General features: G+C 54.4%; 11 protein-coding genes and 2 pseudogenes. 9 read left to right on the top strand and 4 right to left on the bottom strand.

The window, feature by feature from the left end; all coding sequences use genetic code 11:
* The first annotated feature begins 429 nt into the window (after positions 1-429).
* A complete protein-coding gene (locus ACUTQ5_RS07225; RefSeq protein WP_445650681.1) occupies positions 430-1002 on the top strand; it encodes a type 1 glutamine amidotransferase family protein in 573 nt (190 codons plus the stop codon).
* 12 nt (positions 1003-1014) lie between these two features.
* Here ACUTQ5_RS07225 and ACUTQ5_RS07220 read toward each other — a convergent pair.
* A pseudogene (locus ACUTQ5_RS07220) lies at positions 1015-1175 on the bottom strand (anti-sigma factor domain-containing protein); the annotation flags it as partial.
* Between the two features lie 790 nt (positions 1176-1965).
* Positions 1966-2124 (bottom strand): YqaE/Pmp3 family membrane protein, encoded by a 159-nt coding sequence (locus ACUTQ5_RS07215; RefSeq protein ID WP_006322621.1) that lies wholly within the window; start codon positions 2122-2124, stop codon positions 1966-1968.
* Positions 2125-2346: 222 nt separating this feature from the next.
* On the opposite strand from ACUTQ5_RS07215, the gene ACUTQ5_RS07210 reads away from it, so the two are divergent.
* Positions 2347-2523 (top strand): GhoT/OrtT family toxin, encoded by a 177-nt coding sequence (locus tag ACUTQ5_RS07210; RefSeq protein WP_012145459.1) that lies wholly within the window; start codon positions 2347-2349, stop codon positions 2521-2523.
* Positions 2524-2575: 52 nt separating this feature from the next.
* Here ACUTQ5_RS07210 and ACUTQ5_RS07205 read toward each other — a convergent pair.
* Together ACUTQ5_RS07205 and ACUTQ5_RS07200 are read right to left on the bottom strand one after the other, a co-directional pair.
* Positions 2576-4693: pseudogene (locus ACUTQ5_RS07205) on the bottom strand (TonB-dependent siderophore receptor).
* Between the two features lie 307 nt (positions 4694-5000).
* The gene (locus ACUTQ5_RS07200; RefSeq protein WP_445650680.1) at positions 5001-5294 is read right to left on the bottom strand and encodes a hypothetical protein; all 294 of its coding nucleotides are present in this window, start codon (positions 5292-5294) and stop codon (positions 5001-5003) included.
* A 171-nt stretch (positions 5295-5465) separates the two neighbouring features.
* Between ACUTQ5_RS07200 and ACUTQ5_RS07195 the strand changes: the two genes are divergently transcribed.
* From ACUTQ5_RS07195 to ACUTQ5_RS07165, 7 genes are all read left to right on the top strand, one after another.
* Positions 5466-5948 (top strand): hypothetical protein, encoded by a 483-nt coding sequence (locus tag ACUTQ5_RS07195; RefSeq protein WP_445650679.1) that lies wholly within the window; start codon positions 5466-5468, stop codon positions 5946-5948.
* Between the two features lie 311 nt (positions 5949-6259).
* Positions 6260-7069 carry an ATP-binding cassette domain-containing protein gene (locus tag ACUTQ5_RS07190; RefSeq protein WP_445650678.1) on the top strand — a complete coding sequence of 270 codons (810 nt, stop codon included), beginning with the start codon at positions 6260-6262 and terminating at the stop codon, positions 7067-7069.
* 13 nt (positions 7070-7082) lie between these two features.
* The gene (locus ACUTQ5_RS07185; RefSeq protein ID WP_445650677.1) at positions 7083-7865 is read left to right on the top strand and encodes an ABC transporter ATP-binding protein; all 783 of its coding nucleotides are present in this window, start codon (positions 7083-7085) and stop codon (positions 7863-7865) included.
* An 18-nt stretch (positions 7866-7883) separates the two neighbouring features.
* Entirely contained in the window at positions 7884-9392 is a 1509-nt protein-coding gene (locus ACUTQ5_RS07180) for an ABC transporter substrate-binding protein (protein WP_445650676.1), read from the top strand.
* Positions 9392-11110 carry an ABC transporter permease subunit gene (locus tag ACUTQ5_RS07175; RefSeq protein ID WP_445650675.1) on the top strand — a complete coding sequence of 573 codons (1719 nt, stop codon included), beginning with the start codon at positions 9392-9394 and terminating at the stop codon, positions 11108-11110. Before ACUTQ5_RS07180 ends, ACUTQ5_RS07175 begins: the two co-directional genes overlap by 1 nt.
* 62 nt (positions 11111-11172) lie before the next feature.
* Positions 11173-11733, top strand: coding sequence for a 3'-5' exonuclease (locus ACUTQ5_RS07170; protein ID WP_445650674.1), 561 nt, complete (start codon positions 11173-11175; stop codon positions 11731-11733).
* Between the two features lie 109 nt (positions 11734-11842).
* The gene (locus ACUTQ5_RS07165) at positions 11843-13036 is read left to right on the top strand and encodes a multidrug effflux MFS transporter (RefSeq protein WP_445650673.1); all 1194 of its coding nucleotides are present in this window, start codon (positions 11843-11845) and stop codon (positions 13034-13036) included.

Genomic DNA, 13036 nt, shown 5'->3' with positions numbered 1-13036 from the left:
AACTACTTTCAACACCAAGCGGAAACGACGCTAGGACGCCTCTCCACAAGGAAGTGGCTCAATAATCGCTATCAGGCTATGCCCCTTTCCATTGAGTTAACCATTTAACAAACAATTTCAGTTTCTTATGAGGATATTCTGATACCTGCGCTATTGCAGTTTTTCGTCTTGTCGTCGAAATTCAGGTGCGCTACTGTCGTGGTCTGGAAACACACAACACCGCATAATCAGAACAACATCCAGTTTGTCGCTATCATCCCTTAATCCCGCCGCTGTGCGGGATTTTTTTGATATCAACCGTGCTATTGAACACAATGATTGGTCGCAAACTCTACTGACAGAAATTGGCAGTGCTCACCCTTAAACTGGGTATTCCTGCGGGAGAAAATCTCCACGCCCATGACCAAATGCACAAGGAAATACGCGCCAATGACACGAGTTATCACCATTCTTACCGAGAATTTCTCCGACTGGGAAACCGCACTGATCAACTCCACCGGCCGTGGTTATTATGACTTCGACGCCCGTTTTGCCTCACCCAAGGGGCTTCAGGTTACCTCTTCCAGCGGCATGCTGGTGACTCCGCAGTTGTCAATTGAGTCCATCCAACTGGATAAAATCGACCTGCTGATCGTTTGTGGCGGCACCGCATGGCAAACAGAACAAGCACCCAATATCATCGAGCTGGTTGCACAGGCATATGAGAAAAACATCGTTGTCGCCGGTATTTGCGATGGAACCCGCGTATTGGCACAAGCGGGTGTACTAGATAACCTCCGCCATACTTCCAATTCGCCGGAAAACCTGTCGCAACTTAATTATCGTGGGGCTGCGTACTATCAGGATGTGCCTTACGCCGTGGCCGATCGGCGCGTGATCACCGCCCCCGGTAGCGCTCCAGTCAGCTTTATGGCCGAGATTTTATCGACTCTGGGGATTAGTGACGATAATCTCAAAACCTATCTGGCGATGCATGCGGCCGAACATCGTAAGTCGGTTTAACGCTATAGGCCATTACAACGAGGCTAACAGCCCACTGTACAGTACCGGTCCCGTCGGTTGTCCGGTTGGCGAGCCGCCAGCCGGTTCCAGGCTAATAGCGATGGTCCCCCCCTGGACAACTGGATCTGCTCCAGTGGCAATCTGGTAGCCTGCTGGGTCGCAATCAGCCCCAACTTAGCTTTCAACCGCTCCGACATATATCGTTGATTTTCCGGTGCAATCATTCGGTCATTGCTGGAAATTTGATACCAGGAAGGTTTGTGTTTCCAGGCCGGTTCTTTATCTCATTGCCGAAGGTGCTGGCCAGCGATGTCAGCGGCATCTCTACGGCATGAATCGAGTGATATCCTTTATGCGACAATTCGGTAATGACTTTGCCCAGTGGGCGGCACCACCCCAAAATCCATGAACCAGGACTACTGTAGGTTTTGCATTCATCACAAATTCCCTCTTTAACCACGCGGAGCCGTTACGCCAGACCCGATAGTCAACATAGCCATGCTTCCAGCGCCATCCGCACCAAGCCAAAACGCCTTATATGCTCCGTTGCATATAGTTCACATCAACAGCTTTCAGCAATAGCTACGAATATAACCCTCCGCCATATCCCTTCTGACGTTCCATTCGGCCCAGCTGCTCTGCCAGATTTCCGTGTACATAAGTCTACGAATCAGTAACACCACCACATTAAAACTAGGATTTTTACCTATTACGATCTAAAATCCAACGTAAAAACAAAGAGAAGTAATTTCGACGAAATCAAAAGGGAATTATTCAGTGAAGGAAATGATCTCCATTCTTTGTATCGCAGGCCTGCTGGCGATGCTTTTTTCATGGTTGTTTGTCTACGGCCTCAATATTCATTAGCCTCTTCAAAGATAAAAACCCCGGCATGTGCCCATACCAGGGTTGATAGCGTTAGGTTGAACATACCGCTTCCCTGGGCGATATGCCCGTAAACCATTACTGTTTGGTCTGGATCCAGAATGCGTGGATCAGACCGGGGAAGTAGCCGAGCAGAGTCAGGATAATGTTGAGGATAAACGCCCCGCCGATCCCTTTATCCAGCAGTACACCCAAAGGGGGCAAGATGATGGTAAATACGATTCTCCAAAAGCTCATAATAACGCCTAATTTTGCTTTATAAGACACCAATATATTACATATCCTTAACATTTTCAAATCATGCTCGCTCCAGTCAATCTGATAAAACCGGTAAATTGGTATATATCTACAAATACTGTGGTTATATACCGTTAATAAAAGAAAGAATTAATAAGCGTTGATTATGTGAGGTTGAGCCCTTAAAATTTAAGGCTTAAAAATACAACTGGGATTGGTTTCATGTCGTCGCTGTGGGTAGCAACACAATACTTTTATTTAATTGGCCTGTTAGTTTCTATGATTTTTACCTATCTGGTCAGCCGGGACACCATTAAAATTCGTTTTATCAGTGCATTAACCATTGGCCTGACCTGGCCATTGAGCCTACCGGTAGTGTTGATGTTCTCCTTATTCTAACGCTTGAGAAACCGCCCCGCCAAAAACCAACGGGGCAGTCATGAACCTTCCCTTAAAAATCGTACCCTACTATCGCCACCACGGAGCGTTCTGCCCCCCAATAGCAATAACCGGTGCCATAACAAGCCGCGACATATTTTCGGTCGGTCAGGTTACTTACATTTAACTGCACATAAGCCCCTTTCAACGATGGATTAACCCGATCCAGATTCATTCGCATCGAAGTATCCACCAGCGTCACCGCAGGAATACGTAGCGTATTTTCGTTATCCGCCCACTGCTTGCCGATATAACGCACCCCAGCCCCCAGATCCACGCCGTAGGAGGTAGCGTATTTGCCCCACAGGGAAGCGATTTTCTCCGGCGCCAGATACGGCGTATTGCCGTTGTTGCCGTCAATTGCATCTTTAAACTTCACCTTGTTATAGGTGTAACCCGCTATCAGATCGAGATGTTCGGTTAACTTGCTGCGAGCCTCCAGTTCAATCCCCTGAGAATGTACTTTTCCGGCAGGCAGATAATAACTTTGCTGCACCACGCGGTTGGCAACGTCATTCTGCGTCAGGTCATACAGTGCCATGCTGTAGATTGATGAACTGCCCGGCGGCTGATATTTCAGGCCCACCTCGTACTGCTCGCTGGTGCTCGGCTTCAGCAAATGGCCGTTTTGATCGGACAGCGTTTCCGGCGTCACCGCCGTGCTATAACTGGCGTAAGGTGAGAAACCGCTGTCAAAGCGGTACAGCAACGAGGCGCGGCCGCTAAAGTTGTCGTCTCGACGTTCATCACTGGTGCCGGTGTTGAGTCCCGCATTTTTGGCCTCCATACGGTCAAAACGGCCAGACAGATTCAGATACCAGTTCTGCAGGCTGATTTCATCCTGCAGATAAACGCCCATCTGTTCATAGTGGCGTCGGGAATCGGTATGCGTCAGGTTGGTCAACCCCGCGCCACCCGACATGCCGGTATAAGGGTTCAATTGAGAGGCGCCGGCAGACTCATCCCACAGGTTATTACGAAAACGCTGGTAATCCAGGCCCAGCATCACTCGGTGATCCAGCGGCCCGGTAGCAAAATCGGCTTCCAGTTGGTTGTCGACGGCGAATGCGTCCAGTGAGGTTGCCGAGCCACTGTAATAGCGGTTCAGTAACTGGTGATCCTGATCCCAACCAATCTGATAAACCTGCTACAGTTCAACGTTAGAATGGGTATAGCTGGCATTCTGGCGGAATGACCAAACGTCGTTAAAACTGTGTGAGAAGGCGTAGCTGTAAATCTGCTCCCAACGTTTGAAGACGTTACGGCTGCTCTCACCATCAAAAAATCCACGCCCCAGTTTGTCACCCGAGCGGGAATAGAGACTGCCATCTGCCGGTACAGCACTGTGATAACCGCCGGAGGGATCCTTTTGCAGGTAAGCTTTCAGTAACAGTGAGGTATTTTCATCTGGTTGCCACAGCAATGACGGCGAAATTGCATAGCGTTCTTCGCGCTGATGGTCATACATGGTATCGCTGCTGCGCGTCATTCCGGTCAGCCGATAAGCCCACTGCTCCGACAAAGGACCGGTCACATCGAAAGCCGCGCCCTTGGTGCTGTTATTACCCGCAGAAAGATTAACCTTTCCCTGTGTAGCAAACTGCGGACGCTTGGAGGTCAAGGCCACCAGCCCGCCCGGAATGCTCTGCCCATACATCACGGAAGAAGGCCCCTTGATGACGTCAATACGCTCCAGGAACCAGGGATCAACCTGCAAGGCATTATAGCTGCCACCGTCACTTAACAGGCGCAAACCGTCGAGAAAAGTGTTATTGACATCCCCACCGTGGAAACCGCGCAATGCAATGGTGTCATAGCGTGTCGCGCCGCCGGCGAAGTTGGTGAAAACGCCCGGAGTATATTTCAGTGCATCATTAATCGTTTGGGTACTCTGGTCGCTCATTTGTTGGCGTGTCACCACGGAAACAGACTGCGCCGTCAGGATCAGCGGCTGGTCGGTTTTGGTCGCCCCTTGGCTGGTGGTCGCCTGGTAACCCTGAGTCGCAGACTCGGCGGTATCCGCAGGTCTGGCGCTAACCACCAGGGTATCTTCGGCAAGCGAGGTCAACGGCAGGAACATCGCGAGCGCACACAAAACACGCGACCGTTTGACAGGAAAAATCATCTGCATATTGGTAATCCCCGGAAAGTATCATTAAGTCAGCCCCGACCCGCCCCCCATCAGCAGCGCTGGCTGACAAAAGCGCAAAAGTTCTATCGGTGTGCTGTATGTAAAGAAAGGAAATATTAATGATAATTATTATCTTTATCGATAAGGGATTACAAGCATGAGGATACTTTTTCAGCAGGCGAACTAACTGGCCGTAGGCAGAAACCCTGGGCTGATTGCGGAAACTTCGGGTGTTGGTCATCAAACTAATGCCAGCATTTGGCTGGCATACCAACTGGAAGCAATTTGATCTACCTGGTGCCCGTGCTCAACAAGTTCTTCTGACTAACCGGGCATAGAGACGCCGAGCCAACAGCAAAATAAGCACCAGCAGGATATTCGCTATAACCCATAAGGTTAATATGTATATAAAGGTTTGATAGAGGGGGATACCGCGATCGGCGGAAAACGGATTAAAATGCCAGAAACGAATAATGCTAAAGGGGTTGAGGTTTAACCAATCAAAGAAGAAAGCGACCAGCGCCGGTGGCAGGAAAAAATAGAGTCCCAGAGTGATAATCAGCAGATACATTGCGGAGTTATCGCTTTTATAATCTTTCATATCAATGAATTACTATTATTAACCACATAAAAACACCTTGCATGTTGCCGTGTTCAACAAACCTGGCGAATGCGGCTTAGTTCCAGGTCAGGGGTAAAATAAAGTCTGTTTGGCGTTTAAATTTCATTTAGTTTTTAGGTGGTATAACGCTAGCCAGCTCTGGAGGCTCCAATGATAACGGATTATTGCCCAACCCCGCCAACCCCCAAAAAACTCAAAATCATCTATGGCTGGTATATCTATACTATCTATGCCCAGTTGGTGTTTAATATTTATCTGGCGGTCTATAACGGTTGCGTCAGGCGCCCAATTGAAGCGCCGCTGATCTCCGTGTGCCACAGCATTTTCATCGCATTTCTACTTTATCAGGTGCTGAAAAAACGCCCCCATTTCGCCTGGGTGATGCTGGCCTATTATATTCTAATGCGGCTGTACTACGCCAATGTGCTGCACATCGAATTCAATGCATGGAGCCGTGGGTTGGTATTCATTTTTCTGACGCTGCTGCTGGCCGGTACTGTTGCGGTGGGTCAGCTTGCGACACCGCCACTGCGCCAGGATTGGCTGGCACGCCTTGGGTGGCGGCAGTGGGCAACGCTGGCGGCATTATCAGGGCTGTTGACGCCACTTATCACCGCTGATTATTTGAGCTGACAGCCGATTACTTTGGAATATACGGCTCCGAAATATCGACCAGGTGGCACACCTTGGTGTAGTTATTGGATTTCTCACATATTTTATCCGTGACGAAAACACCAAGGTAACTCAACACCAGCAGATAACCCGCCATACACAAAATAAAAATAAGCGTTCTCACCGATAAGACCAACCTGACAACAAAACCCTCAGCATCATACCTTGCTTACCCCGCTTTAGACTATTTCAAAGTATTTCCAAAATCCGCTGGTTATTTCGAGTCCACAAGTGTTACGTTATCACATAACAAAATCCCAAAAGATGCCTCAATGGATAACCAAACCTCGCCGTTACTCACCGTAGAACACCTGACGCTGTCGCTTGACGGAGACGTCAAAATTCACGATTTGAATTTTACGCTGTATGCCGGCGAACGTCTGTGTCTGTTGGGTGCATCGGGTTCAGGTAAATCACTCACTGCCGCCGCCATTTTGGGAACGCTGCCGACTGACGCGACAGTCAATGGCTCAATTAGGCTGCAAGGACAAGAACTCGCTGGCCGGCGTTTGCAACGGCACAAACGCCCTGCACTGGCGGCCATCTTTCAGGATCCCTTTACTAGCCTCAATCCCCTGACCCGCGTGGGCGAGCAGTTAATCCTGGCACTACGCGGTCAGAACAACATGAAAAAACAACCGGCACAGCGCTGCGCTGCCGAGTTGCTGGCGGCATTAGGCTTGCCACCAGAGATCATCATGTCACGCTATCCGGGCCAACTGTCTGGCGGACAATGCCAGCGAGTCTGCGCAGCGCTGGCATTGGTGGGTGAGAAAAGCCTGCTAATCGCCGATGAGCCCACCACTGCGTTGGACATGGTCAGCCAACATCAACTGCTCGCTATCCTGAAAGGTTACACCGAACGTCCTCACGCACCGGCATTGCTGTTTATTACTCACGATCTCACCGTTGCCGCCAACCTGTGTCAGCGTGCCATCGTCATGGTGGATGGCAAAATAGTCGAGCAGGGATCGTTCGCACAATTATTGAATCACCCTGCTCACCCCTATACCCGGCAGTTGGTTGCCACAGCGCAGCGTCCAACCTTCAAACAGACATCGCCGTTGAGTCTGGCAGGTTAACGGAGTGAATGGCATGTCAATCAGTGAAACGCTGCCCTTCATCAGCCTGCAGCAAGTCTGCCTCCGATATTCATCACCATCTGACGGACTGAAACCTACCGACCTGAATCTGTACCCTGGGGAGCGCGTCGGGCTGGTAGGTTGCTCCGGCGCGGGGAAATCGACGCTACTCAGGCTGTTGCTGGCATTGGATACAGCAGATGCCGGTCATATCCTGTGCCAGGGCAACGCCGTCCGCCCAACCCCCATGAGCCAGTTGCGCTGGTATCGACGTTTGGTGCAATACGTACCACAAGATGCCCATGCTTCACTTAACCCGCGCCACACCGTGGCCGAGTTGATTATTGCTCCTCTGCGTCAACTGGCACCCTGGCAGGATTTGAGCATTGCCGCTGAACGGGCATTGCGGCAGGTCGAATTGGATGAGCATCTGCTACACGCCCGCCCCGGCCAGCTCTCCGGTGGGCAGGCACAACGGGTGGCGTTGGCGCGTGCTATAGCGTTACAACCCCGTTTTTTAATCGCCGATGAACCGGTCAGCGGTCTGGATCTGCCGCTGCGTCAGCAGATCATCGGCCTGCTCGACAAGCTTACTGGTCAACAAAATATGGGCATGTTGCTTGTCTCTCATGATATTTCACTGGTCGCCGCCCTATGCCAACGAACGTTGGTGATGGCCTGCGGCGCCATCGTGGAAGATCGCCCAACCGATGAACTACTGCGCAGCCCGAGGCATACCGCCACCTGCAAACTGCTGGCTGCAATTCCATCGTTACCCGCCCTTTATCAGCCCTGACATTCTGAGGACCTTTTCATGTTGAATCTGCGCTTTATTGGCCCCACCGGCTGCCTGCTCGCCAGCAGTTTGCTGCTTGGCGGCTGTTTTGATCCTGCCGAACCGAAAGCCAGTGCCGGCGAAGAACGGCGCATCCGGCTGGCCATGCTGCAACCGCCTCGTTCTGGGCTCACGCCGCTCAGCGATGACGCGTTTAAACTTTCGCGCTGGAGCAATACCGAAACGCTGGTGCTGCTGAATGCCAATGGTGATGCCGAACCGGCCTTGGCCACCGAATGGCAGCAAATAGATCAACACCGCTGGCGCTTTGTGTTGCGGCCGGGTGTTAGCTTCCACGACGGCAGTGTGATGACGGCACAGAGCGTCGTGCGCTCACTTTCGGCGGCAATCAACGCCGCGCCAAAACCGCGTATCCTGGACGGCATTGAATTATCAGTCAGCACAGAAGGCGATCGCGCCGTGATTATCTCCACCGTGGTCCCCGACCCTTTACTTCCGCAACGGCTGTCCAGCCCACAACTGGCTATCCTTGCCGAACGGGCTTACGGTGCTAACGGCGTGGTTAATCCTTTGCTGGCCGGGACCGGCGCTTTTGTACTGACGGAAATCAACGGGACCAGCAGCGCACGATTAAAGCGTTTTGAAGGTTATTGGGGCCAAAAAGCCGCAGCGCCGGGCATCGATGTCAGCTTTGTACCGGACGGCTCCGCCCGTGCTGCTGCCTTGCGCACCGGCAGTGCCGATCTGGTTGAGGCCGTGCCGGTATCACAATTGCCACTGATTGCAGCAGAACTGATCCATGAAGTGCCGATGCCGCGCACCAACACCCTGTACCTGAACACCCGAGTGGGTGCCTTTCGCGATCCGCAGATGCGTGCCGCCGCAGCAGCGGCTATTGAGCGTCAGCCTCTGGTGGACAATGTCTACGAAGGCCGTGCCGATGTCGCCAGCGGGCTGCTTGGACCGGCACTGCCCTGGGCCGCACCATTGCGGCAGCCTCACCCCTTGCGGCCAACCACGACGGTGAAGGGACAAGTAATCACTCTGGCCACCTTCAGCGATCGCGCCGAGTTGCCGGAAGTCGCCGTCTATCTGGCTCAACAGCTCAGCGCGGCAGGCTTTGTGGTGAAACAGGAAGTGCGGGAATATGCGCATATTGAAGCCGATGCGCTGGCGGGTAAATTCGACGCATTTATTCTGTCGCGAGCCACGGTGTTGGACTCTGGCGATCCGCTGGCTTATATGTTCAGCGATTTCGCCTGTCAGGGCTCGTTCAATATCGCCCAGTTGTGCGACCCGCAGGTGGATGCAGCTTTGACCCAGGCTGCCGCCATTGCGGCCGGTGCACAGCGGCGTCAGGCGATCATGGCGGCGGAAAACCGCATACTGGCCACCAATGCCGCGATCCCGCTACTGCATGAACGAGTGATCCAGGGTGAAGCCGCAGGCATGAAGAACGCAGAGCGCGATCCGCGAGAACGCCAACTGGTGACAGTGCGCAGCATGATCGCCAGCGGACAGCCCTGATGCGACTAGCGCAACGGCTATTGCCTCTGGCCTCGCGCCTGTTTGCCCTGCTGGCAATGATATCCCTGATCGGTCTGATGCCCTGGCTATCCGGTCGCGACCCGGCAATTAGCCTGCTGCGTGCTCGTTCGGCCGAACAGGAAGCGACGCCCGAAGCCCTGAATGCCATTCGCCAACGCTTTGGTCTGGACGATGGACCGCTGCTGCTGCTTGGCCGCTGGCTTAATGGCGTATTGCATGGCGACGCCGGTCACTCATGGATCTCCGGTCGTCCGGTACTGGAGGGGCTGTTACAGGCTACCGGGGTTTCTCTGACGTTAATGGGCTATGCGCTGGCGATAGCGCTGTTGGTCGCATTGTTGCTGGCGTTACCAACCCTTTGGCGCGGCTTGCATGGCGAATACCGCCGCCCTGCAGGCGTGTTGGCGGTGGCGCTGACCGCCCTGCCCGAGTTTCTACTGGCCGCGCTGTTACTGATCCTCGGCGCCGTCTGGCTAAACTGGTTTCCCCCCTACGGCTGGCAAAGTTTGCGTCATGTGGTGCTGCCGGCTCTGGCATTGGGTTTACCTGCCGGTGGCCTGCTGGGCCTGTTGTTCAGTGACGGCCTGGCTGCGACCTTATCCGAGCGCTGGTTAATCACCTGGAGCCTGGCCGGTATCCCCCGGTGGCCTTGTCTGCTGGCGGTGTTGCACCGCACGCTACCCGCCTTGTTACCGCAAATCGGTTTGGTGCTGGTTGGGCTTACCGGCGGCGCCATCGCCGTCGAGAAAGTGTTCGCCATTCCCGGTCTGGGCAGAGCGACATTAGGCGCCGCCATCGCACAAGATCTGCCAACGCTGCAGTGCGGCGTTCTGATCTTGTTGCTGATCGCCTTCAGCACCGGTTTTTTGGCACAGGGCGCGCATTATCTGTTGCTGGGTCGGGTAGCGCCAAGTCTGGCCAATTCGACGCCGCCACAGCACAGCGGCAAAGGCAGTTATGTTTTCGCCGCCTTGGCCGCGCTGTTGTTGTGCTGGTTGGTACTGAGCGGGATCATTCGCGATCCACTTTCGTCACTGCATATTCGCCTCCAGCCGCCCAGCCTTGACCTGCCCTTCGGCGCGGATGCCACCGGTCGGGACATTTTGGCACGCGTTGCTTACGGTGCGCTGAATACCAGCCTGCTGGCATTGGCGGTCAGCTTCGCTTCGCTGTTCCTCGGGATCATGTTCGGGCTGATGCCCCGTCTGATGTGCGGAATGATTGAACTGGCCAACGCCACACCACCGATTATCGCAGGCCTGTTAGTGGTTGCCATTAGTGGCCCTTCGGCCCACGGTGCCGCCTGCGCGGTGATGTTGATCAGTTGGGCTCCGCTGGCCGCCCATTGCGCTTCGTTGCTGATGGAAGCCCGCACTCAGCCCTATATCGGCATGCTGCCGGTATTGGGGGTGGGTCGACTGCGTACGTTGACGCATTACCTGCTGCCTGTCTTATGGGGGCCACTTCTGCGCCATGCCATGCTGCGCCTGCCGGGCATTGCGCTGGCGCTGGCCGCCCTGGGTTTCCTTGGCCTGGGTCCACAGCCACCCAGCGCAGAATGGGGGCTGGTGCTGGCGGAAGGCATGCCCTATATCGAACGGGCGCCGTGGGGAGTGCTGGCACCGGCCATGGCCCTGATATTACTGGCGGTGCTCGCGGTAACACTGGCCAATACCGCCGGCAACCGTCGGGGCTGACGGCGCATCCTGGCCCGGTTTGTAGTAATATTATGTGGTACCTCAACCGGCCGGGAGAGCCAATGCACCATCTGATGTTAGATATTGAAACGCTGGATATAAAACCCAGCGCGGTTATCCTGGTGGTCGCTGCGGTATTTTTCGATCCCCAAACCGGGCAGCTCGGCGCGGAGTTTGAAAACGCCGTCAGCAGCCAAAAAGATCAGCCCGGCAGAACCATCAGCCTGGATACCGTCGCCTGGTGGGCGAAACAGTCCGACGAAGCGCGCAAGCTGGCTTTCGGCGGCACAGAAAGCCTCAAACGCGCGCTGACCAACCTGAGCCGATTTATCCATATGAACAGCACCGATAAGGTCAAGGTCTGGGGCAACGGCAAGGAGTTCGATTGCGCCATTCTCGAGCATGCCTTCCAGCAGCTTGAGATGCCCTGTCCGTGGAAGTTTTGGGACACGCAAGATGTGCGCACGGTGATCACCCTCGCAGAAATGCTGGGCTTTAACCCGAAGAAAGAACGGGCATTTGAAGGCACGCCCCATCGGGCCTTGGATGACGCCAAACATCAGGCGCGTTACGTGGCGGATACGGTATCGGCACTTTACTATCGCAAAGCCACTGCGTCATAAATAGAACAGGACTGGCGTACCGGCGGCGAGCCTGGACTTTGCCTCTTTCCATTTAGCGCCAGAATCTCTACTCTAGCCCTCTTTGTCACTCGGATGTGCTGTTTTTGTTATGCAAAAATTTCTGTTTCTGCTTCTTAGCCTGGTGCTGCTCGGCCCATTGGGTATCGATCTCTATCTGCCGACCATTCCCGCCATCGCCGCTGGCCTTAACAGCAGTGAAGCGCTGATTCAGTCCACCATTTCTCTGTTTATTCTGGTGTTGGGCCTCGGCCAGGTTATTGCCGGCCCGCTGGTGGATAACTACGGCCGCAAGCCGGTGGCTCTGGCCGGTATTGTGATTTACATGATTGGCGCGGCAATGGCGGCGCTGGCCACCACGCCAACGATGTTTGTCGCCTCACGCCTGTTGCAGGGTGTGGCGGTCTGCTGTACCGCCGTGGTGGCATTCAGCGGCGTGCGCGATCGGATGAACGGCGACGATGCGGCCCGTGCCTTCGGTTTTCTCAACGGTACGCTGAATATTATTCCTGCTCTGGCCCCCTTGCTGGGTGGGCTGCTGGCAGAAGCCTATGGCTGGCGCGCACCATTCTGGTTCCTGGTGTGTTACTCGCTGGCGGTACTGGTACTGATCGCCCTCCGCCTGCCGGAAACCCGTCCGGCGGACACGGTGCACGTCAAAGGATTGCCGGTGCGACAATATGCCCGCATCGCCTGCGACCGCCGCTTTCTGTCCTTCGCCGTGGTCAACTCCGGTGCCATGGGCATGGCGCTGACCTACGTCTCGCTAGCCCCTAACGTGCTAATGGGAACCGCCGGGCTGACGCCGTTGCAATTCTCGTTGGTGTTTGGCGCCAACGGCTTTTGGATCATGCTGGTGAGTTTTTTCGCCAACCGCATCATTCACAAGGTCGGGCGTCCCGTCTGTCTGGCAACCGGCGGTATCTTGATGGGTATCGGGGCTATTGGGCTACTGCTGGGCGTTTCATTACTGTCTGGTACGGCGCAAAGTCACTGGCTGGCCTATATGCTGCCGGTCGCTTTTGCCTGCGCTGGGCTGGCTTTTGTGATGGGTCCGGCAACCAGTTACGCGCTGGAGCCATATTCCAATGAAGCCGGGGTAGCTTCTGCCTTGGTCGGTTTTGTGCAGATGGCCGGCGGTGCCGCTCTGGGCTTGTTGGCGATGGCGCTGCCGTTGCCGCCCAAGCTGTCACTGGCACTGGTAATGCTGGTGGGTTGCCTGCTGGCGCTGCACGCACGACAGCGCAGCAAGCAAATAAAGGGTCAGTTGAAGAAAATTGCCTGA

The sequence above is a fragment of the Serratia sp. NA_112.1 genome, assembly GCF_052691715.1.
This window is presented reverse-complemented; position numbering and strand designations above follow the sequence as displayed.

What these genes read in the sequence shown, in the direction of transcription:
- ACUTQ5_RS07225 (WP_445650681.1), top strand. Translation starts at nt 430, where the DNA reads ATGACACGAGTTATCACCATTCTTACCGAGAATTTCTCCGACTGGGAA.
- ACUTQ5_RS07215 (WP_006322621.1), bottom strand. Translation starts at nt 2,124, where the DNA reads ATGAGCTTTTGGAGAATCGTATTTACCATCATCTTGCCCCCTTTGGGT.
- ACUTQ5_RS07210 (WP_012145459.1), top strand. Translation starts at nt 2,347, where the DNA reads ATGTCGTCGCTGTGGGTAGCAACACAATACTTTTATTTAATTGGCCTG.
- ACUTQ5_RS07200 (WP_445650680.1), bottom strand. Translation starts at nt 5,294, where the DNA reads ATGAAAGATTATAAAAGCGATAACTCCGCAATGTATCTGCTGATTATC.
- ACUTQ5_RS07195 (WP_445650679.1), top strand. Translation starts at nt 5,466, where the DNA reads ATGATAACGGATTATTGCCCAACCCCGCCAACCCCCAAAAAACTCAAA.
- ACUTQ5_RS07190 (WP_445650678.1), top strand. Translation starts at nt 6,260, where the DNA reads ATGGATAACCAAACCTCGCCGTTACTCACCGTAGAACACCTGACGCTG.
- ACUTQ5_RS07185 (WP_445650677.1), top strand. Translation starts at nt 7,083, where the DNA reads ATGTCAATCAGTGAAACGCTGCCCTTCATCAGCCTGCAGCAAGTCTGC.
- ACUTQ5_RS07180 (WP_445650676.1), top strand. Translation starts at nt 7,884, where the DNA reads ATGTTGAATCTGCGCTTTATTGGCCCCACCGGCTGCCTGCTCGCCAGC.
- ACUTQ5_RS07175 (WP_445650675.1), top strand. Translation starts at nt 9,392, where the DNA reads ATGCGACTAGCGCAACGGCTATTGCCTCTGGCCTCGCGCCTGTTTGCC.
- ACUTQ5_RS07170 (WP_445650674.1), top strand. Translation starts at nt 11,173, where the DNA reads ATGCACCATCTGATGTTAGATATTGAAACGCTGGATATAAAACCCAGC.
- ACUTQ5_RS07165 (WP_445650673.1), top strand. Translation starts at nt 11,843, where the DNA reads ATGCAAAAATTTCTGTTTCTGCTTCTTAGCCTGGTGCTGCTCGGCCCA.